Source organism: Niabella hirudinis (assembly GCF_051201075.1).
Lineage (GTDB): Bacteria > Bacteroidota > Bacteroidia > Chitinophagales > Chitinophagaceae > Niabella > Niabella hirudinis.
The window spans coordinates 457954-477768 of sequence record NZ_JBPEHJ010000002.1 but is presented as its reverse complement, the minus strand read 5'-3'; the positions used below and the strand labels follow the sequence as shown (position 1 = coordinate 477768).

General features: G+C 48.2%; 19 protein-coding genes. 11 read left to right on the top strand and 8 right to left on the bottom strand.

The annotated features are described in order from the left end of the window. Positions 1 to 192: 192 nt before the first annotated feature. Positions 193 to 537: a hypothetical protein gene (locus GGU45_RS05450; protein WP_435222732.1), complete on the bottom strand. Its 345-nt coding sequence runs from the start codon at positions 535 to 537 to the stop codon at positions 193 to 195. Between the two features lie 68 nt (positions 538 to 605). Between GGU45_RS05450 and GGU45_RS05445 the strand changes: the two genes are divergently transcribed. Further along, positions 606 to 1256 carry a tetratricopeptide repeat protein gene (locus GGU45_RS05445; RefSeq protein ID WP_435222730.1) on the top strand — a complete coding sequence of 217 codons (651 nt, stop codon included), beginning with the start codon at positions 606 to 608 and terminating at the stop codon, positions 1254 to 1256. Between the two features lie 578 nt (positions 1257 to 1834). Here the strand turns inward: GGU45_RS05445 and GGU45_RS05440 are convergent. After that, entirely contained in the window at positions 1835 to 3256 is a 1422-nt protein-coding gene (locus tag GGU45_RS05440) for an Ig-like domain-containing domain (RefSeq protein ID WP_435222728.1), read from the bottom strand. Positions 3257 to 3451: 195 nt separating this feature from the next. Here GGU45_RS05440 and recR point away from each other — a divergent pair, with 195 nt between their 5' ends. The 3 genes from recR (at position 3452) to metH (ending at position 8296) form a co-directional block, all read left to right on the top strand. Then, positions 3452 to 4069 (top strand): recombination mediator RecR, encoded by a 618-nt coding sequence (recR, locus tag GGU45_RS05435; RefSeq protein ID WP_435222726.1) that lies wholly within the window; start codon positions 3452 to 3454, stop codon positions 4067 to 4069. A gap of 417 nt (positions 4070 to 4486) precedes the next feature. Next, positions 4487 to 5530, top strand: a complete 1044-nt coding sequence (locus tag GGU45_RS05430; protein WP_435222724.1) for a homocysteine S-methyltransferase family protein — start codon at positions 4487 to 4489, stop codon at positions 5528 to 5530. Positions 5531 to 5569: 39 nt separating this feature from the next. Continuing rightward, entirely contained in the window at positions 5570 to 8296 is a 2727-nt protein-coding gene (metH, locus tag GGU45_RS05425) for a methionine synthase (protein ID WP_435222722.1), read from the top strand. 5 nt (positions 8297 to 8301) lie between these two features. Here the strand turns inward: metH and GGU45_RS05420 are convergent, their stop codons facing one another. The 4 genes from GGU45_RS05420 to GGU45_RS05405 form a co-directional block, all read right to left on the bottom strand. After that, positions 8302 to 9555, bottom strand: a complete 1254-nt coding sequence (locus tag GGU45_RS05420; protein ID WP_435222720.1) for an ROK family protein — start codon at positions 9553 to 9555, stop codon at positions 8302 to 8304. A gap of 423 nt (positions 9556 to 9978) precedes the next feature. Next, a complete protein-coding gene (locus GGU45_RS05415) occupies positions 9979 to 10308 on the bottom strand; it encodes a septal ring lytic transglycosylase RlpA family protein (protein ID WP_435223124.1) in 330 nt (109 codons plus the stop codon). A gap of 64 nt (positions 10309 to 10372) precedes the next feature. Then, positions 10373 to 11197 (bottom strand): 3-keto-disaccharide hydrolase, encoded by an 825-nt coding sequence (locus GGU45_RS05410; protein ID WP_435222719.1) that lies wholly within the window; start codon positions 11195 to 11197, stop codon positions 10373 to 10375. A gap of 36 nt (positions 11198 to 11233) precedes the next feature. After that, positions 11234 to 11983, bottom strand: coding sequence for an LOG family protein (locus tag GGU45_RS05405; RefSeq protein ID WP_435222718.1), 750 nt, complete (start codon positions 11981 to 11983; stop codon positions 11234 to 11236). 93 nt (positions 11984 to 12076) lie between these two features. On the opposite strand from GGU45_RS05405, the gene GGU45_RS05400 reads away from it, so the two are divergent. From GGU45_RS05400 to GGU45_RS05385, 4 genes are all read left to right on the top strand, one after another. Beyond that, positions 12077 to 12847: an exodeoxyribonuclease III gene (locus GGU45_RS05400; protein WP_435222716.1), complete on the top strand. Its 771-nt coding sequence runs from the start codon at positions 12077 to 12079 to the stop codon at positions 12845 to 12847. After that, complete coding sequence (locus GGU45_RS05395; RefSeq protein ID WP_435222715.1) at positions 12847 to 13161, top strand: DUF4286 family protein; 315 nt, start codon at positions 12847 to 12849, stop codon at positions 13159 to 13161. Before GGU45_RS05400 ends, GGU45_RS05395 begins: the two co-directional genes overlap by 1 nt. A 299-nt stretch (positions 13162 to 13460) precedes the next feature. Next, positions 13461 to 13730: an HU family DNA-binding protein gene (locus GGU45_RS05390; RefSeq protein WP_435222713.1), complete on the top strand. Its 270-nt coding sequence runs from the start codon at positions 13461 to 13463 to the stop codon at positions 13728 to 13730. A 132-nt stretch (positions 13731 to 13862) separates the two neighbouring features. Continuing rightward, the gene (locus tag GGU45_RS05385) at positions 13863 to 14000 is read left to right on the top strand and encodes a 30S ribosomal protein THX (RefSeq protein WP_435222711.1); all 138 of its coding nucleotides are present in this window, start codon (positions 13863 to 13865) and stop codon (positions 13998 to 14000) included. 298 nt (positions 14001 to 14298) lie between these two features. Here GGU45_RS05385 and pdxH read toward each other — a convergent pair whose 3' ends face one another. Together pdxH and pyrH are read right to left on the bottom strand one after the other, a co-directional pair. After that, a complete protein-coding gene (gene pdxH / locus GGU45_RS05380; protein WP_435222710.1) occupies positions 14299 to 14946 on the bottom strand; it encodes a pyridoxamine 5'-phosphate oxidase in 648 nt (215 codons plus the stop codon). Between the two features lie 50 nt (positions 14947 to 14996). Further along, a complete protein-coding gene (pyrH, locus tag GGU45_RS05375) occupies positions 14997 to 15704 on the bottom strand; it encodes a UMP kinase (protein WP_435222708.1) in 708 nt (235 codons plus the stop codon). 182 nt (positions 15705 to 15886) lie between these two features. Between pyrH and GGU45_RS05370 the strand changes: the two genes are divergently transcribed. Genes GGU45_RS05370 through GGU45_RS05360 form a run of 3 tightly spaced genes read left to right on the top strand, consistent with a single transcriptional unit; the run spans position 15887 to position 19794 of the window. Next, positions 15887 to 16873 carry an aldo/keto reductase gene (locus tag GGU45_RS05370; protein ID WP_435222706.1) on the top strand — a complete coding sequence of 329 codons (987 nt, stop codon included), beginning with the start codon at positions 15887 to 15889 and terminating at the stop codon, positions 16871 to 16873. Positions 16874 to 16893: 20 nt separating this feature from the next. Then, on the top strand, positions 16894 to 18336 hold the full coding sequence (locus tag GGU45_RS05365; RefSeq protein WP_435222704.1) for an alpha-L-fucosidase: 1443 nt from the start codon (positions 16894 to 16896) through the stop codon (positions 18334 to 18336). 9 nt (positions 18337 to 18345) lie between these two features. Further along, positions 18346 to 19794, top strand: coding sequence for an alpha-L-fucosidase (locus GGU45_RS05360; protein ID WP_435222702.1), 1449 nt, complete (start codon positions 18346 to 18348; stop codon positions 19792 to 19794). The last annotated feature ends 21 nt before the right edge of the window (positions 19795 to 19815 follow it).

Here is a 19815-nt window from a genome sequence, read left to right as displayed (position 1 = left end):
TTGCGGGTTGTACAAGCCCGGTGTACGAAATTACCGCCGCGCTGCGGCTACGGGATGCCCTGTGTTTACGCGGCAGGGAGCCGATATTTCAACGCGCATGGTACATAAACACGATACGCCTGCAGTGCATGGAACATCTTTCTTAACTTGACGCACTTTTTATTTGGAATCAAATCTAAACATCGCTCCGGATCAGAACCCGTGCTCTTCAAAATAGAGCAGTACATGGTCCTTCAGGAAGTTTTCCTGCTCTATGGGGTTCATAACGGGCATTTGTTTTAATTGTTTAAAATGTGGCCAACCCTCATTATCCCGGCCCTCATAAGCGTAATAGCCGCTGGGAGTCAACAGGCTGCAAACGGCCACGTGCATTAGCTCCTGCTTTTGTTCCTTCGAAAATTTTGGCTTTATCTGTCCAAATTCCTGGATGCCCACCAGGAACAAAAGGGTTTCCATATCCGGTTTTTTTCCAAACCGCTCCACCAGTTTTGCTTCCAGGTTCCACCAGCGCACCTGCAAATCATCACGCATTGTCATATTGCAAAAGTAGCTTTTTTGCGGTGGGTGGCAACCCTTATCTTTGCAGCCCAGAAAATCGAATCAATATGAAAGCGTATAATTTTTTAATAAAGTACCGGTTACCCATCAGCATTATTTTAATTATTGCCGGTGTATACGTGAACTATTCCGGCAGTTTTTGGCCCGCCTTTCCCCTGTACCTGGTGGGAGTGGTTCTTTTGTTCAGCCATTTTTTCTTTGGCCCCCTCCGGCTCATCCAGGAATATATGGAAAACGGCGATCTGGATGGTGCAGAAAAGGTATTGAACTCCGTTAAATTCCCCAATCTCTTATATAAGCCCATCCGCTCTGTATATTATACACTGAAGGGTAATATCGCTATGAGCAAACAGGATTTTGATGGTGCCGAAACCATGATGAAAAAAGGACTGGACCTGGGTATGCCCATGAAGGAAGCAGAGGGCGCCAGTCTATTGCAGATGGGAATGCTGGCTATGCAAAAGGGGAATACCCGCCAGGGAGAGAGCTATATCCGCCAGGCCATTCGCAAAGGCCTGCCCGATAAGGAAAATGAAGCGGCCGCTTACCTGCAGATGTGCAGTATTATGATGAACAAAAGAGAATTCCGGGCGGCCAAAGACTTTTTCCGTAAGGCCAAAGCCTGTAAGCCCACCACCCCGCAGATCGTAAGCCAGATCAAGGAAATCGAAAAATACATCTCCCGGATGCCGGGATAGTGGGTGATTTGGGAATGTGGGAATGTGAATAGTCAATCAATACCGTTTCCTTTAGGACACAAACGTTTAATGTATTGCTCACCTATTCTACAGATTTCCACAGAAAATGCTGTCTCAAAAGTCGCTTTACAGCATGATGTCGCTCTGAAGATGTCATCCCGGGCTTGACCCGGGATCTATTCTTGTTTCAGGATCTCAGAGTTTACTATGTTTGCCACTGAAGCACAGAAGCACAGAATGCTTTAAGTTGCTCCCTCAGATGGCGCCAATTTCTACGCAGATCACTGTACTCAGCTTTAGCATTTCTATGCTCTAATCGACACAACCTTCACCGTTTGTTACAGCGATAACCCCGATCCTGCTAAAGAAGTGGCGACAAGATTTTATTCGCTGATTTATTATTTTTTTAATGGACCTTATCCCTTCGATCGGTTGCTCCACTTTTCATTCCCGATCAATCGGGAGAAAAGTGGAAGGAAAAAGCCTGGGTATTCGAGTTAATCAGCAGGCCCTAAGTACATCAAGAGTAAAAACAGGGTCTAACTTTGAACGTTAAACCTTAAACGTGAAACTAATTGTTACGGTGATGGCTTTAAATTGATCTCCGGTTCCAGTGTCCAGTTGGGCTTGAAGGTAAGCTTCCGGTCGAGCGGCACAATAAACTCCGGCTGCCGGTGTTTTATAAAATCCCCCGGATCCCACTGGTTGTTGCCATTGCGGTCAAAAAGAATCTGCAGGTCGTATTCTCCCGGAAGATACAAGTCAATATCCAGCACTTTGCTTTTGAGTGGAAATGCATTTCTAATAGCGCCGCCTTGTGAAACCAGCAGCACCGGGTGTTCTGAAGTATCAAGATTATTGAATGTGATCCGCGCCTGTCCGTATTCTTTGCGTTCCCTGGCCGTAAACACTATGGTATCGGGTCTTAGTAATCCACGGTCCAGGCTGTCGGAAGCGAAATCCCTGGGCAAAACCAGGTTATAGCGCGTACCCTCTTTCCAGGCCATGTTCATTGTAATGATTCTCCGGGTGCTGTCAAGCGTAAATTTATACCCGGTGGCGGGTGTATAAGTACTGTCTGTCGTCAGTACCATTTTTTCGGGAAAATAGTTTTTTAGAGCGCTTGGAAAGGTAAGCCGGAATGGAGACAGCAGGTCTTGTTTGCCTGTCTGCAGGTTGTCCTGGAACTTCAGGCGTTTTTCCTTTTTATCCAGCTCGGGCTCTTCGGCATTGCCGCCGGGTTGCTGGTCTTTCTCCTCCTCCACGTAAGCATAGAGCCGCACGGGCGGGGGAGGTACCTGGGTTACCACAATGGGCGAGTCGGCGAAGGCAAATACCTGCTGTTTGCTGGTATACATATAGGAGCCACCCTCGCTTTTGATAGCATAAAGGCGATAAGTGCCGGGACGCAGGTAACGGAACAGGAAATTGCCGCTACTGTCGAGCCGCGCTATATAATCGGGGTTCTGTTTAAAGATGGAGCTGTCTTCCAGGTTGGAGTGCAGCATTACGGTTAACGTAGAGTCGGGCTTTACCGTTTTGGCCATTTTTACGTTCCCGCTCAGCTGAAGTGAATCAAAATAATCGCCGGTACTTACCACATAAAGCATATCCCTGGCTTTATTGCCCTCTGTGATATCTTTAATCACATTGGTGAAATTGAGCACATAGGTAGTATTTTCCTTCAGGCTGTCTTTCCATTTCACCGTAACCGTTTTTAATTTACGGTCTACCTGCGGAGGTATTTTGGGCAGGGGCGATACCACCAGGTTCTGGTATACGTCATTCAGATCCACATACTCATTAAAGTAAAAAGTGATCTTTTTCTGATTAAAATGTTTGGTCTCGTTTGGAGGATCTGCCCGCACGATCTGCGGTGGCAGGGAATCCCTTGGACCGCCACTGGGGGCAATAATATTAGCGCATCCGCTGCCCGCATAAATAAGCAGGATTGCGGTTGCCGCTGCGAAAAATATACCAATCAGGCGCTTTATTTGCATATATGAATTGCAAACATAATTGCTTTTGCCGAAAATGACGCTACCGGCATGCTTAGTGATTGTTAATATGTACCAATTCTGATGGATCAGGCCGGGGAATTGATCCGCAGGCGATCCGCCATCCGCTTTGGGCGGGATGTTTTTTGACAGCTCCCGGCGCTGCGGCGCAAATAACAAGTTGTGTATCTTTGCAGGATGCAGTTTTCTTCTGGCTTATTGGAATCGGCAGTAAATGAGTTTGCAAAGCTTCCGGGCATTGGTAAAAAAACCGCCTTAAGGTTGGTTTTGCACCTGTTGCGGCAGGAGCCGGGTGTGGTTAGCCGGTTTAGTGAAACCATCGACCGTATGCGCCGGGAGATCTGCTTCTGCAAACGCTGTTTTAATGTAGCAGATGGTGACTTCTGTGCAGTTTGCGCCAACTCCAACCGGCAGCAGCATACGATTTGCGTGGTGGAAACCATCCGGGATGTGATAGCGATCGAAAGTACCCAGCAGTACAATGGTACTTATCATGTGCTGGGCGGGGTTATTTCGCCGCTGGATGGCGTTGGCCCCGATCAGCTGAACATCGGCTCCCTCCTGCACCGGGTAGAGCACGAAAAAACGGAAGAACTGATCTTTGCCCTTAATCCTACCATCCAGGGAGACACCACCATCTACTATATTCAGAAAAAACTGGAAGACAAACAGGTACGGGTTACCACTATAGCAAGAGGGATCGCTTTTGGCGGCGAGCTGGAATATGCAGACGAACTTACACTGGGCCGCAGTTTGCAGAACCGGTTGCCGGTAGAGAAATATATGAGCCGGTAGGGGGTAGGTTTCAAGTTTCAGGTTTCAGGTTCCAGGTTCGCGCCGGAACCGGGGTAACTGCGGAAGGCTTTACTTTGAGCGGATTCCATGGCTTTGTTTGATCTTTAACACCTGGCGTTCAATTGCATGAGCCTACCGAAGGCCGGTTTCAGGCTCCATTGACTATTGACCATTCACGTTTTGATGTCCTCCTGCTTCTCTGATAGCTGAGGACTTAAAGCTGATTGCTGACTGATAGCTAAAAAGACCTACCTTTGCATCCGCAGGCGGATTTGTTTATTGTTCAGCCTGTTTAAAAATCTGAACTAATAAACGTTAGAATTCCCACCAAAGATTTCCCACGTTTATTTTAGTTACAGGTCCTTGTATGCTGAGCAAAGCCGAAGTATACAATTACACGCATTAAAATTTTGTAGCATGAACAAAATAAAGGAGCTGTTGCAGCAACGGATACTGGTACTGGATGGAGCCATGGGTACCATGATTCAGCGTTACCGGTTAACGGAAGCGGACTACCGTGGAGAACGTTTTAAGGACTGGCACCAGGATGTAAAAGGAAATAATGACCTGCTCAGTATTACCCGCCCGGATGTGATTAAAGCCATTCATACCGAGTACCTGGAGGCGGGTTCCGATATTATCGAAACCAATACCTTCAGCTCTACTTCCATTGCCCAGGCAGACTATGATATGCAGTCTCTGGCGTATGAATTGAACGTGGCATCCGTAAAATGCGCACGTGCCGCTATTGATGCATTTGTTGGCGCCCATCCGGGAACGGGCCCTAAATTTATTGCAGGCGCCATTGGCCCGCTCAACAAAACGCTGTCTTTATCACCGGATGTGAATAATCCCGGTTACCGGGCCGTTACTTTTGATGAGGTGGTCGCAGCTTATGTGGAGCAGATCCGCGGGCTGGTGGATGGAGGAGTGGATGTGTTACTGATCGAAACTATTTTTGATACGCTCAATGCCAAAGCAGCCATCTTTGCCGCCAAGAAATTTTTCAGGGAGCACCCGGAGGCGGCGGTGCGGTTTAACAACGGACGGGAGGGTGCGCCGGTTATGATCAGCGGTACTATTACCGATGCCTCGGGAAGAACCCTCAGCGGGCAAACCCTCGAAGCTTTTTACATCTCGATGGCCCATGCCAATCCATTGAGCATTGGTCTCAACTGTGCCCTGGGTGCAAAGGAAATGCGCCCGCATGTAAGCGAACTGTCGCATCTGGCGGATTGCTTTGTATCGGCCTACCCCAATGCAGGCTTGCCCAATGCAATGGGCGAGTATGATGAAACGCCCGAACAAACAGCGGCGTTTCTTGAAGATTGGGCAAAAGAAGGCTATGTAAATATTGTGGGCGGATGCTGTGGCACTACGCCGGCGCATATTGCCGCCATAGCAAAAGCGGTAAAGGGATTGGAGCCGAGGGCGTTACCGGTAGCTGAAATTATTGAGTAGAATGCAGAAAAATATAAAATAATAACCAGGAGCGTATTTATGGCAGCAACTACAAAAGTTCATTCTTATTTAAGTTTATCCGGACTGGAGCCACTGGTGGTGCGGCCGGAGTCTAACTTTATAAATGTTGGAGAGCGTACCAATGTCACCGGATCCAAAAAATTTGCACGCCTGATCCGGGAGAACAAATATGAAGAAGCGCTGAGTGTGGCCCGGCAGCAGGTAGAGAATGGCGCCCAGGTCATCGATATCAATATGGACGATGCCCTGCTGGATGGCGTACAGGCCATGACCACCTTTATTAACCTGGTGCAAAGTGAACCGGATATTGCTAAAGTGCCGGTGATGATCGATTCTTCAAAATTCGAGATCATACAGGCCGGACTTAAATGCGTACAGGGAAAATGTATTGTGAACTCCATTTCCATGAAGGAAGGGGAAGAAAAGTTTATTGAGCAGGCCATCATCTGTAAGAGTTTTGGCGCAGCCGTGGTGGTAATGGCTTTTGACGAGCAGGGGCAGGCGGATACCAGAGAGCGGAAGGTGAACATTTGCCACCGTGCGTATAAGATTCTTACCGAAACAGTGGGTATTCCGCCGCAGGACATCATTTTTGATCCCAATATTTTTGCCATCGCCACGGGGCTGGAAGAACACAACAACTACGGGGTCGATTTTATTGAGGCCATAAAGGAGATCAAGCAGCTGATGCCGGCAGTAAGTATCAGCGGCGGTGTTAGCAATCTATCCTTTTCCTTCCGGGGCAATGAGCCGGTACGCGAGGCCATGCATGCTGTATTTTTATATTACGCTATAAAGGCGGGTATGAATATGGGCATTGTAAACGCGGGACAGCTGGTGGTTTATGATGAAATAGAGCCCCAATTGCGCCAGCTATGCGAAGATGTGATCCTGAACCGGAATAATGAAAATAACGAGGCTACCGAAAAGCTGCTAGCCTTTGCAGAAACGGTGAGGGCTTCGGGCAAGACGGAGAAAAAAGACCTTGCCTGGAGAAATACGGATGTGGAAGAACGCCTGAAACATGCGCTGGTAAACGGTATTACGGATTATATTGATACCGATACGGAGGAAGCACGGTTAAAATATCCGCGGCCGCTGGAAGTGATCGAAGGCCCTTTGATGGCGGGTATGGATGTAGTGGGCGATCTGTTTGGAGCCGGAAAAATGTTTTTGCCCCAGGTGGTGAAAAGCGCCCGGGTAATGAAAAAGAGCGTAGCCTGGCTGACGCCCTTTATCGAAGAAGAAAAACTGGCCAACCCCGATCTTGATGAAGATACGGCACCAACCATCCTGCTGGCTACTGTAAAAGGCGATGTGCATGATATTGGAAAAAACATTGTAGGCGTGGTACTGGCCTGTAACGGATACAAGATTATTGATATGGGGGTGATGGTGCCTACCGATAAACTGCTGGATACGGCCGAAAAAGAAAAAGTGGATATCATTGGGGTGAGCGGATTGATTACGCCCTCACTGGATGAGATGGTAAATGTGGCGCATGAAATGCAGCGTCGCAATATGCCACAGCCCTTGCTCATCGGAGGCGCTACCACATCGCGGATGCATACCGCCGTAAAAATAGCCCCCCAGTTTGATAAGGGTGTAGTGCATGTATTGGATGCATCCCGCAGTGTTACGGTGGCCGGCTCCCTGTTAAACCCGGAACAGAAACCACAGTTCCTGGAAGGCATCCGGGCCGAATACACCAAACTGGCGGCGGATTTTGCCAGCAAAAAAAAGGTAAAAGAATTCCTGCCATTTAAAGCGGCACAGGAAAATAAGGGGGCAATCGATTGGACCGGTTTTAAGCCGGTAACCCCGTCTTATACCGGTGTGCGTACGTTTAATAACTACGATCTTTCAGAAATAAGAAAGTATATCGACTGGCAGCCTTTCTTTATTTCATGGGAGCTGCATGGTAAATTTCCGCAGATACTGGAAGATCCCATAGTTGGAAAAGAGGCTTCAAAATTGTACGCAGATGCTAATAAAATGCTGGACCAGATCATTGCAGAGCAGTGGCTTACGGCTCAGGGCACGGCGGGGTTCTGGCCGGCGCATAAAACAGCAGATGATACAGTACTGGTGCACAAGAGTGATGAAGATATCATTCCCCTTCAATTCCTGCGCCAGCAGATAAAAAAAGCGGCAGGGCAACCCAATTTAAGCCTGGCTGATTTTATATGCCCATCCCCAGACAGCAGTGAGATTGGAGAAGATGCCGCTAAAGCCCCTTCTGATTTCATAGGCGCTTTCTCTGTAACTATACATGGTATAGAACCGCATATAGAGCGGTTCATCGCCCAAAACGATGATTACAGCAAGATTAACCTGCAGGCGCTTTCAGACCGGTTTGCAGAGGCATTTGCGGAACTGCTGCACGAGAAAGTGCGGAAGGAACTATGGGGGTATATCCGGGATGAGCAGCTTTCAAATGAAGAGTTGATTCAGGAAAAATACCTGGGCATCCGCCCCGCCCCCGGCTACCCGGCCTGTCCCGATCATACGGAAAAACGGAAGCTGTTCCGGCTGCTGGGCGGCGAGGCATCTACGGGCATCCATCTTACAGAAGCATTGGCCATGTACCCTGCCTCATCGGTTTGCGGCTGGTATTTCAGCCACCCGGAAAGTAAGTACTTTGGCGTGGGGAAAATTCAGGAAGACCAGTTCCTGGATTATGTACAACGTAAGGAAATGCCGGAAGAGGACCTGCGGCGCTGGTTGCGGCCGGTGCTGGAGTAATATGGTTATCCTTCCAGTTCATTCAGCAGACAGTCAAAATAGTGATCAAAGGACGCTGTGGCGTAGCCCAGCAATCGCCCGTTCTTGCCCAGTTCCGAAGAAACGATAGAGGCTTTTTCGCGGATCTGTGTCATGCAATAAGTATTGATAGCCTGCTGCATGGGCAGCGTAATGTATTGCCGGGCTTCAGCGATCTTGCCCCCCAGCACGATCAGTTCCGGGTTAAACAGCTGGATGAGGGTCGAAATGCCCTTGCCCATATTGGTGCCGATATTGGACAGTAGTTTTATGGCATACTGATCGCCCCGGTTGGCCGCCCGGATGACCACTTCCGCCTCAATATTGTCGATTTCTTTTTCGGAGAGCTCTGCCAGAATGGAATTTTTGCCTGAGAGGATACCTTCCTTTGCCATTTTGGCCAGCGCCAGGCCGGAGGCAACTGTTTCCAGGCAGCCATGTTTGCCGCAGTAGCAGAGATCTCCATTATCAATAAAAGGCATGTGGCCCATTTCCCCCGAAAAACCCGATGCGCCCTGCCGCACTTTCCCGTCCATAATAATGCCCAGGCCAACCCCCCAATCCATCAGCAATACCAGGGCATTCTTTTTACCAAGCGCCTGCCCGTGCCGCAGTTCGGCCACTGCAGTTCCCTTTACATCGTTCTGAAGTACCACCGGCAGCCCGAATTTTTCCTCAAAAGAATGCTGCAGTGTTTTCCCGGGCACATCGCTTGTAAAATAACTATAGTTCTCCCCCCGGAACGAATCTACCAGTCCCGGCATACCAATGCTGACGCCGATAAGGCGGCTTCTGTCAATGCCCGACTGATCCAGTAAGGCAACGGCCAGCTGATGGATCTGGTCAATTTCCTGCCGGTCTTTCGACAAGGTGTGCTGGCTGGTCACAATAGATGTGCTTTCAACGTGCACATTATCCATAACGACCATTTTTACGGTAAACAGCTCAATATCGATACAAAGAGTATACAGCGCCCCTGGTTTGAGGCCAAAGAGATCAGGTTTCCGGCCTCCCATCGACTTTCCAAAACCCCGCTTTTCGATCCACTGTTCTTTAGTCAGCTCGCCCAGCAGTTTAAGCGTTGTTGGTGTACTTATAGAAAGCGCCTTACAAATCTCCCCAACAGAAGCCGCATTTACCTCATATAAGTACTTTAGTAACCGCACCTTAAAGAGATATTGTTTCCTGCTTTCAGAAAACAGAAGCGGCCGCTCCTGTGCAACAATCGTTCTTGATTCCATGATCAGTTTGTTTCGTTATACCACCGAAAATAACTAAACTTATTTTAAAATTTTAATTAAGAAAAGAAAATCGAAAAAAAAATGGATTAAAAAGATTGGTTTGATGATTTTTTGTCTGAATTGAGGGCTTTTTAAATGAATAAATTGTTATAGGTCCGGAGTTTACTAATTGTCAGGCACGCCGCAATTCCTGAAGGCCGGAATTTGGAAAAAGATTTATCTGGTATCAGAAGCACCCCGCTATTTGGGAAATTTGAACGGATTAGCAGATATACGCTATTTTTACCAAACGATGGAAAAGATAGGCCTTCAAAGAATTAAATGATAATCAAATAGATGCCGGTAAGCTACCCTGCTTCCGGCTCAGGATGTGGCTACTCTTAGCCCTCTAAACCCGGGTCGCCGGTTTTGCAAGACCGGCGACTACTTTTTTTTATAAGTGATGGTTACTGGTATAACCCCGTCTTTTAGCATTCCGATCTTTTTTGCCGATTTTTTGCTGAGGTCAATGATCCGCCCCTGAACGAACGGCCCCCGGTCGTTGATATGTACTTTTACTTTCCGGCCATTTTTCAGGTTGGTTACCCGCACTTTTGTACCAAAGGGCAGGGAGGGATGCGCTGCGGTTTTTTTATGCTGGCGAAAAATAGCGCCACTGGCTGTTTGTCGCCCGTTGAAGCTATCGGCATAGTAGGAGGCGCTGCCCGTTTCGCTAACCTTGCGGCTGCAGGAAAGGAAAGCAAGGAAGCACAGGGGCCATATAAAGGATCCACGTATCAGGATGATTGCTTGCTGGCGTGGGCAAATTTAAAACGGCTCATTTTTTGCGCGATTTGCTCTTTGTGTTTGCCGGTTTTTTTTCATAATAAGGGCTCAGATCAATAATCTCAACCTTTCTGAATTCTATGGGATGGCCTTCACTCTGCAGGGATATATAGCCGGATTTCAGAAGCTCCCCGTCTTTTTTCACCGTAGGGTCAAAATGCGACACGTTGCCGCCTCCGATCTGCGGTTTCTGGTAAACCAGCACGGTATCTCCGTTGGCGATGTGCTTGATCACCGAATCGCCCAGCACCAGGATCTCGGCCCGTACCCATTCCTCGTTGCGGAAGGTTTTTGAGGTAGAGTTAATACAATGCTGTGTTACCAGTTTGCCATCCATTTCCACATTGGTACCCGGTGTGCACAGATTGCAGGTGCTCCGCTCTCCTGTGGCATCGCCGCCCAGCAATTGTACCTCAATGGAGATGGGGAAATCCTGGTCTTTGCCCATGGTAGCGGGTGGCTGGCAGTGGATCATAACACCGCTGTTTTTATAAGCCCATCCCGGAGCGCCGGTATTCTGTTTGCCCACAAAACGGTACTCAACCGCAAACAGGTAATAGGAGTAAGGGGTTTTATAGAACAGGTGCCCAAAACGGTCGTTAAAAGTTTTATAATGGTCATAATTGACCGTTAGTTTTTTGTCAACCACGCGGAAGGTATTGCCAAAATTATCGCCATAAGCATAGCCGGTGATCTTGGGTGTCCAGCCGGTAAGATCTTTCCCGTTGAACAGCTGCACCCATTTTCGCGGAAATTTTTCCTGGGCATGGGAGAAAAAAGAAATCACCGACAACAGAACAACAAAAAGGATCCGCATAGAAATTAAAATTTATTTAGGTAAAGATATCGAACTTTACCGTTTCTCAAATAACCACGGAATGCGCCAGCGTTTCTTTATTTTGTAGTTGGTGGTAATGTATTGGCTGATGTGGTTCATAGCCTCGTCCACATCATCTGTCAGCAATACCAGGTCCATATCCTCTTTTGAAATGGTGCCTTTGGCGGCCATGCTTTCGATAGCCAGCATCAGTTCTTTATAAAATTCCTTCCCAAACAGCACAATCGGAAACTGCGTAATGGTTTTGGTCTGGATCAGGGTTATGGTTTCGAAAAATTCATCCATGGTGCCAAATCCTCCGGGCATAATGATAAATGCGTAACTGTATTTTACCAGCAATACCTTGCGCACAAAGAAGTGTTCAAAAGTTACCGATGCCGTAAGATATTTGTTGTAATGTTGCTCAAAGGGCAGCTTAATATTGCAGCCAACAGACTCGCCGCCGTTTTCAAAGGCGCCCCTGTTGGCGGCTTCCATAATGCCCGGGCCGCCGCCCGTCATCGTGGTAAATCCCAGCTCCGCTATTCTTTTTCCAAATTCCTCCGCCTTTTGATAGTAAATATGGTCCTCCCTAAAGCGGGCCGACCCAAAAACGGTGATGCAGGGGCCTACAAAGTGCAAGGTCCGGAATCCTTTCAGAAATTGCCACAACACATGAAACGCAAATCCCAGTTCATAGGTCCTGCTTTTAGGCCCGTCTAAATATACATGCTCCTTTGCGGGAATGATACGCCCCGCCTTCCTGCTCTTTTCTTTTAGGTTCATACGCTGTTATATCAGGGATACGAATATAATCCATATATAATTTTTTAATAACGAAATCCTTTTATTTTTGTTTTCTTTAATCAACCGTACTCTATGCGTATTATCAGTTATAATGTTAATGGCATCCGGGCTGCCATCAAAAAAGGTTTTCTGGATTGGCTGAAGACCGACCCCGCCGATGTGATCTGTATCCAGGAAACAAAGGCGCTCCGGGAGGATGTGGATACCCGGCAGCTACAGGAGCTTGGTTATGAAGATTACTGGTTCTCGGCCCAGAAAAAAGGCTACAGTGGCGTGGCCGTATTTACAAAGATCAAACCCGATCAGGTTATCTGCGGCACGGGGCATCATACCAGCGATGAAGAAGGAAGGGTGCTGCAATTGGATTTTGGTACTATAAGGCTGATCAATGCCTATTTTCCAAGCGGCACCAGTGGCGACCTGCGGCAGTCCTTCAAATACATGTGGCTGGATGAGTTTTATAGCTACCTGGAGGAACTGCGGAAAACCCAACCCGAGTTGGTGCTTTGCGGCGATTATAATATTGCCCATGAGGCGATTGATATCCACGATCCCAAGGGAAACAAAAAATCCTCAGGTTTTCTTCCGGAAGAACGGGAGTGGATGACTAAATTCCTGAAGAACGGGTTCAATGATACATTCCGGATGGTGCACCCCGATGAGCCCCATCGCTATAGTTGGTGGAGCCAGCGCTTTCCCTCTGTGCGGCTGAACAACAAAGGATGGCGGATCGACTATATAACGGTGAGCGACGCATTGAAAAAGAAAGTTGCAGATGCAGAAATCTATCCGGACGTAAAACATAGCGATCATTGTCCTGTATACTTAAAACTAAAACGCTGATGAAACCGGCTTATATATGGAATGTGACCACAAAAGTGGCCCGGGAAGTGCACGATCAATGGCTGAACTGGATGCAGGAAGTGTATATACCCTCCTTTCTGGCTACGGGATGTTTTTATGATGCCATGGTGCTGAAATTAATGAACCGCGATGAGGATGGCGACCCTACCTATGCCGTTCAATTCTATGCCCGGTCCGCTGCGGATTACGAGCAGTTTGCCGCCTCCCATTATGCAACGCTGAATGCACAGATGAAAACGACCTGGGGCACGGATTGTTATAGCTTTGAGTCGGTTTTACAGGTTGTGAATTGAATGTGTATAACATTTTAAGGGGTAGCCGGAATGTCTGATATAATTTGTATATTCCCTAAAACCCTTATTCCATGCGGATTTCAGACGACGAGGCTCTGAAACGCTTGCCTGTAAAGGATTTGAACGGATTGGTGGGCTTTGCACCTGACAACTGTGTTGTGCTTTTCTGCTGTAAGGCTTATCCGGCGCGGGTTTCCCGGCGTTTCAATAAGCGGTAATTTTTAAAAGTTTTTTGCCGGGGTCATTAAAAACCCTCTAATTTTGGGTTGTTATAAAAAACACTCATTAAATAATTTATTATGAACAAAGCAGAATTGATCGACAAGATATCCGGAGACGCCGGTATCACAAAAACACAGGCAAACACGGTTTTAGATTCTTTTGTTGAAGCAGTAACAAAAACATTGAAGAAAGGTGATAAAGTTACGCTGGTTGGCTTTGGAACATTTTCAGTTACCAAAAGAGCTGCGCGTAACGGCCGCAACCCGCAAACGGGCGCTGTGATCAAAATCAAAGCAAAAAAAGTTGCCCGCTTCAAAGCTGGTAAAGAGCTTGCCTCTAAGATCTGACCGCTTGCTAAAAAGAAATAGATGAGGCTGTATTTCAAGAGTCCTTTAATGAAAGGTTTTGATACAGCCTCATTTTTATTGCACAAATTTCATAAGGGTATTTTGGAGGTAAAATGACAAGAAACCGTACATTTGCAAAAATTTAAAACTATGGGTAGAGGAGATAAAAAAACAGCAAAAGGAAAGCGCTTTAAAGGCTCATTTGGTAAAAGCCGTCCGGCCAACCCTAAAACGGCCAAAGCCCCTGCAAAGAAAAAAGAGGAGGCTTAAGCAGGTTGATGGTTTATAGGTCATGGATCATAGGATTGCTATGAGCTATGACTTATAGGCTGTGAACAAATGGTGTATGCTCAAACGATTCGTTTGGGCTTTTTCTTTTTCCGTACCATACCAAAAACCCTGTTACGGGGAGCGATGCACAGGTCGGGCTTGTTATAAAGGCGGGAATTTGCGTTGAAAACCTTGCGGTTTCTTAGCTCCAGCGTTCAGCATTCAGCATTCGGCCTTCAGCGTTCAGCACCAACCTGAACAGGTTTTATTTGAAAGCGCCAGGCCTTCGGATAAAACGCTACGGTGCCAGCCGTTCAATTTTCCAAAGCAGGTCTTCCTGCAAAGTGTACCGCAAACGGTCGTGCAGCCGGCTGGGTCTTCCCTGCCAGAACTCTACGGAAACAGGGGCAACCTGGTAGCCGCCCCAATGGGTGGGCCTTACGATATCCTGGCCGCCGGCAATACTGTCAGTGATGCTTTTGGTTTGCTGATCCAGGAACTCCCGGTTGGGGATTACAGTGCTTTGAGGCGAGGCCATAGCGCCAATCTGACTGCCGGCGGGTCGGGAATAAAAATAGGCATCGCTCTCAGCCTCTGATACCCGGGCAACAGGCCCCATGATCCGTACCTGACGTTCGAGTTCCTTCCAGAAAAAGACCAGGCAGGCATGGGCGTTTGCCTGCAGCTCCTTCCCCTTCCGGCTTTCATAGTTGGTAAAAAAAACAAAGCCTTTTTCGGAAACGCCTTTTAATAAAACAATCCGCGCATCTGGTATGCCGTTGGCATCGGCCGTGGCCAGGGTCATGGCGTTGACTTCCAAAATCTGGCTCTCTATGGCCTCCTGCCACCAACGGTTAAACTGGATGATCGGATCTGCAGCCACATCGGCCTCCAAAAGACTTTTTTTTGAATAGTTGATCCGGATGCCGGCAATTTCCTGGTTCATGATATAAGAAGCCGTTGCTGTTTTTAATTAAATGATCAAGAGCAGATTCCTTAGCGGATCAGTGTGCCAATCTTTTCGCCCTCCACCAGCCTTTTAAGATTTCCCGGCTGGTTCATATCAAATACAATAATGGGCAGGTTATTCTCCATACAAAGCGTGAAAGCAGTCATATCCATAATCCGGAGATTTTTTGTAAGACATTCCTGGTAGGAAACCTCGTCATATTTTGTAGCAGTGGGGTCCTTCTCGGGGTCTGCTGTATAAACACCATCCACGCGGGTGCCTTTCAGGATCACATCCGCATTGATCTCAATTGCCCTCAGTGAGCCGGCCGTATCTGTGGTAAAATAAGGGTTCCCGGTACCTGCTCCAAAAATTACCACCCGTCCTTTTTCCAGGTGGCGGATTGCCCGGCGGCGGATATAGGGCTCTGCGATCTGCTCCATTTTAATAGCGCTTTGCAGACGGGTAAACAGGCCTGTTTTTTCCAGGCCGGCCTGCAACGCCATCCCATTGATTACGGTGGCCAGCATACCCATATAATCGCCATGCGCCCGCTCAATACCGGTTTCAGCCTCGTTCATGCCCCTGTAAATATTTCCCCCGCCAATGACCAATGCAACCTCTACTCCCAGGTCTGTTATGGATTTGATTTCATGAGCATACTGCGAAATGACATCGGAGTCCATCCCAAAATTTTTATCTCCCATTAACGATTCTCCGGAGAGCTTCAGCAAAATCCTCTTATACTTTGGCATGAATATTCTTTTTGAGTGAAGGTGATTATTTGACGCAACGAAGATACTGTTTCAGATCACATTTTCTATGGGTTATTTCAGACGGGTGCGTCCTTCCCGTTGTTTAACCGGAATTTTTGTGAGAATGATTGTACCTTCACCCGGCCGGTTTCCGGTCATTAATAACAAGAATAAAAAAGAGTATGAAAAATAGGATCGGTACTACCGATGTTTCAATAACACCCATTACCCTTGGCGCCTGGGCTATTGGCGGCGCCATGTGGGGCGGTAATGAAGAGGCGGATTCAATAGGGGCTATTAAAACCTCAATCGACAATGGCATTACGTCCATTGATACCGCTCCCATTTACGGAATGGGATACAGCGAAGAACTGGTAGGAAAAGCGATCCGGGGATACGATCGCAGCAAGCTCCAGATCCTTACAAAATTCGGAATGGTTTGGGACCAGGCAAAAGGCGACTATGCTTTTGAGCGCAATGATCCTTCGGGCATTACAAGAAAGGTGTATAAATACGGCGGCTACGGGAATGCCATTAAAGAAGTAGAAGCCAGCTTAAAACGCCTGCAGACGGATTATATAGACCTCATACAGCTGCATTGGCCCGATAGCACCACGCCTATCAGCGAAACCATGGAAGCTATGCAAAAAATGCTGGATGAAGGCAAGGTAAGGGCTATTGGTGTATGCAATTATAACGGTGCTCAGCTGGCCGAAGCGGAGCAAACCGTAAAACTTGCATCCGACCAGGTCCCTTACAGTATGCTGAAACGGAATATCGAAAAAGATGTAGTACCCTATGCCCTGGCAAACGGCCTTTCGGTAATCGCTTACAGTCCGATGGAGCGGGGATTGCTGACGGGGAAATACAATGCGGCATCGCAGTTTGCAGCAGATGACCACCGGAGCAATTATTTTAAACAGTTTGATATGGATAAAGTGGCCAGGCTTACAACCCGCTTAACAGAAATGGCTGCGGGATACCAGGCTTCCATTGCACAACTGGTGCTGGCCTGGACAGCGCATCAGCCCGCTGTTGCTGCGGCGCTGGCGGGCGCGCGCAATGCAAAGCAGGCGGAAGAAAATGCAGGGGCGCTGCGCCTTGAACTGGCGGAAGCGGACCGGACGCAGCTCGGAGAGTGGCTGGCCGGGTCATCATTTTTATTATGAACTAAATACATATTGCTGTTATGTGGAAACGAATAAAGAAAGTTGCAGGGCTGGTAGGGGCCTTGTGCCTGCTGGCTACGGCCAATGGACAGGAGCAGGGGATCCATCAACAATCTACCCTCTATGAATGGCCGGCAGATCCGCTGGTAAAGCAAAAACTGGATCAGTGGCAGGATCAGAAGTTTGGGATGATCATTCACTGGGGATTATATGCAGTGCCCGGCATCGTGGAATCCTGGTCTATTTGCTCGGAAGACTGGATCGGGCGCGACAGTACCATTCCCTATCCCGTGTATAAACAATGGTACTGGGGATTAAAAAAAGACTTTAACCCGGTGCGGTTTGATCCGGATCAGTGGGCCGGCGCTGCAAAGGCGGCCGGTATGCGGTACCTGGTGTTTACGACCAAACATCATGATGGGTTTAATATGTTTGATACCAAACAATCGGATTTTAAAATCTCAAATGGACCCTTCAAAAACAACCCGAAGGCGGACGTGGCAAAATATGTATTCGATGCCTTCCGCAAGCAGGGCTTTATGATAGGCGCCTATTTCTCCAAGCCCGACTGGCATAATGAAAATTACTGGTGGCCCATGTATGCAACGCCGGACCGGAACGTAAACTACGATATTAAAAAGTTTCCCTGGCGCTGGCAAAAGTATAAGGACTTTACCTATAACCAGATCAGCGAATTGATGCACAACTACGGCCGGATGGATATTCTTTGGCTGGACGGAGGCTGGGTACGGCCCATAGAAACCATCACCGATGAAGTGCGGGCCTGGGGCGCCCGCATCCCCGAATCGGGACAGGATATTGATATGCCAAAAATTGCCGCTATGGCCCGGGAAGCACAGCCTGGTATCCTGATGGTAGACCGAACGGTACACGGTCCGTATGAAAATTATCAGACACCGGAGCAGCGCGTGCCGGATCATAAGATCGACAACCCCTGGGAAAGCTGCATGACCCTGGGCGGAGCCTGGGGCTATGTGAAAGGCGACCGGTTAAAGCCGGCGGCACAGGTAATTCACACGCTGGTAGAGATTGTTGCCAAAGGCGGCAGCCTGCTGCTGGGTGTGGGACCACAGCCGGACGGCACTTTAACAGCGGAAGCCGTTTCCCGCCTCAATGAGATCGGAAAATGGCTGAAGATGAATGGAGCTGCCATATATGATACCCGTACAACCGAACTTTATAACAGCGGCAATACCTGGTTCACCCGCTCAAAAGACGGCAAAACAAATTATGCGATCACGCTGATCAAAGATGCCCGGACGCCCGCAGTTGTTGAGTGGGAGGGCAATCTGCCCCGTAAAGGATCGGTGATCCGGTCGGTAGCCACCGGCGAAAAAATAAAATGGACGGTGAAAGACGGCAAAGTAACATTACTGCTGCCTGCCAAACTAAAAGCCATGAAGGATGCCCCGGCATTCGCCTTCTCTTTTGTAAAAGATTAAAAACAGTATATGAAGAAGATTGTATTCAGTTCTTTCCTTTGTGTCGGACTTTCTTTATATGGCATGGCCCAAAAGGTTGCGCCCCCGGCCCCGGTATATCCCGTGCCTTCTGCCCGGCAACTGGCCTGGCACCAGTTAGAAACCTATGCCTTCATTCATTTTACCACCAATACATTTACGGATAAGGAATGGGGCTTTGGCGATGAGGATCCCCGGATTTTTAATCCTTCAAAAGTAGATGCCAATCAGTGGGCTTCAGTGCTCAAACAGACCGGTTTTAAGGCCATGATCCTTACCACCAAACATCATGATGGGTTTACGCTCTGGCCCAGTAAGTACACCGACCATTCTGTAAAAAACAGCCCCTGGAAGAACGGAAAAGACGATGTGGTGAAGGAGGCCAGCGATGCGGCACGAAAGGCGGGGCTCAAATTTGGAGTGTACCTTTCACCCTGGGACCGGAACCGCGCCGACTATGGAACGCCCTCCTATATTACCTATTACCGCAACCAGCTGAAAGAACTGTTTACCAATTATGGACCCATCTTCGAAATGTGGTTTGATGGAGCCAATGGAGGCGATGGCTATTACGGGGGAACAAAGGAGAAAAGAAAAATTAACGGCGCTTCTTATTATGATTGGCCCACTACTTTAAAGATGGTGCGTGCCATACAACCCAATGTACTGTTTTTTAGCGATGCCGGACCGGATATACGCTGGGTAGGTAATGAGAGTGGTGTGGCCGGAAAAACGAACTGGAACAGTATTACACCCGATACGTTGTATGCAGGTAAAGCAGGGATCACCGGGTTGCTGAACACCGGATCGGCCGATGGTACCAAATGGATACCGGCAGAAGTGGATGTCTCCATCCGCCCGGGCTGGTTTTATCATGCATCCGAAGATGCCAAGGTAAAAACTCCGGAGCAGCTGTTTAACATTTACCTGACTTCCGTAGGAAGAGGCTCCAACCTGCTGCTGAATATTCCTCCCGATCGCAACGGGGTTTTTCATCCCACCGATGTGGCCGCATTAAAAGGATTTAAAAAACTGCTGGATGAGCGGCTGAGCCACAACCTCGCAAAAAATGCAACAGTAATAGTCAGCAATATCCGTGGAAACGCGGCAACTTATAACGGTGCCAAGACCACTGATGGCAAGAAGGACACGTACTGGGCAACAGATGATGAAGTAACTACGGCCGATGCTGAATTGCAATTGCCCGTAGCAAAAAAGATCAGCTATGTGCTGTTGCAGGAATATATTGCATTGGGGCAGCGCGTAAGCAGCTTTGCGGTTGAAGCGCAGGTAGGCGGCAGCTGGAAAGAGGTGGCCGCGGGTACCACCATCGGGTACAAACGTATTTTAAAGATTGATCCGGTGGTTACCTCAAAGATCCGGCTGCGCATTACCGGCTCCAAAGCCGCACCGCTGATCTCCAACCTGGCCCTGTATTAAGGGCAGGTACCGGGTGGTATG

Excerpts from the sequence above, each read along its gene's own strand:
- GGU45_RS05405 (WP_435222718.1), bottom strand. The coding sequence starts at position 11,983 with ATGAACCTAAAAGAAAAGAGCAGGAAGGCGGGGCGTATCATTCCCGCA.
- GGU45_RS05390 (WP_435222713.1), top strand. The coding sequence starts at position 13,461 with ATGAACAAAGCAGAATTGATCGACAAGATATCCGGAGACGCCGGTATC.
- GGU45_RS05395 (WP_435222715.1), top strand. The coding sequence starts at position 12,847 with ATGAAACCGGCTTATATATGGAATGTGACCACAAAAGTGGCCCGGGAA.
- GGU45_RS05440 (WP_435222728.1), bottom strand. The coding sequence starts at position 3,256 with ATGCAAATAAAGCGCCTGATTGGTATATTTTTCGCAGCGGCAACCGCA.
- GGU45_RS05450 (WP_435222732.1), bottom strand. The coding sequence starts at position 537 with ATGACAATGCGTGATGATTTGCAGGTGCGCTGGTGGAACCTGGAAGCA.
- GGU45_RS05420 (WP_435222720.1), bottom strand. The coding sequence starts at position 9,555 with ATGGAATCAAGAACGATTGTTGCACAGGAGCGGCCGCTTCTGTTTTCT.
- recR (WP_435222726.1), top strand. The coding sequence starts at position 3,452 with ATGCAGTTTTCTTCTGGCTTATTGGAATCGGCAGTAAATGAGTTTGCA.
- GGU45_RS05430 (WP_435222724.1), top strand. The coding sequence starts at position 4,487 with ATGAACAAAATAAAGGAGCTGTTGCAGCAACGGATACTGGTACTGGAT.
- GGU45_RS05400 (WP_435222716.1), top strand. The coding sequence starts at position 12,077 with ATGCGTATTATCAGTTATAATGTTAATGGCATCCGGGCTGCCATCAAA.
- GGU45_RS05360 (WP_435222702.1), top strand. The coding sequence starts at position 18,346 with ATGAAGAAGATTGTATTCAGTTCTTTCCTTTGTGTCGGACTTTCTTTA.
- pdxH (WP_435222710.1), bottom strand. The coding sequence starts at position 14,946 with ATGAACCAGGAAATTGCCGGCATCCGGATCAACTATTCAAAAAAAAGT.
- pyrH (WP_435222708.1), bottom strand. The coding sequence starts at position 15,704 with ATGCCAAAGTATAAGAGGATTTTGCTGAAGCTCTCCGGAGAATCGTTA.
- GGU45_RS05445 (WP_435222730.1), top strand. The coding sequence starts at position 606 with ATGAAAGCGTATAATTTTTTAATAAAGTACCGGTTACCCATCAGCATT.
- GGU45_RS05365 (WP_435222704.1), top strand. The coding sequence starts at position 16,894 with ATGTGGAAACGAATAAAGAAAGTTGCAGGGCTGGTAGGGGCCTTGTGC.
- metH (WP_435222722.1), top strand. The coding sequence starts at position 5,570 with ATGGCAGCAACTACAAAAGTTCATTCTTATTTAAGTTTATCCGGACTG.
- GGU45_RS05370 (WP_435222706.1), top strand. The coding sequence starts at position 15,887 with ATGAAAAATAGGATCGGTACTACCGATGTTTCAATAACACCCATTACC.
- GGU45_RS05410 (WP_435222719.1), bottom strand. The coding sequence starts at position 11,197 with ATGCGGATCCTTTTTGTTGTTCTGTTGTCGGTGATTTCTTTTTTCTCC.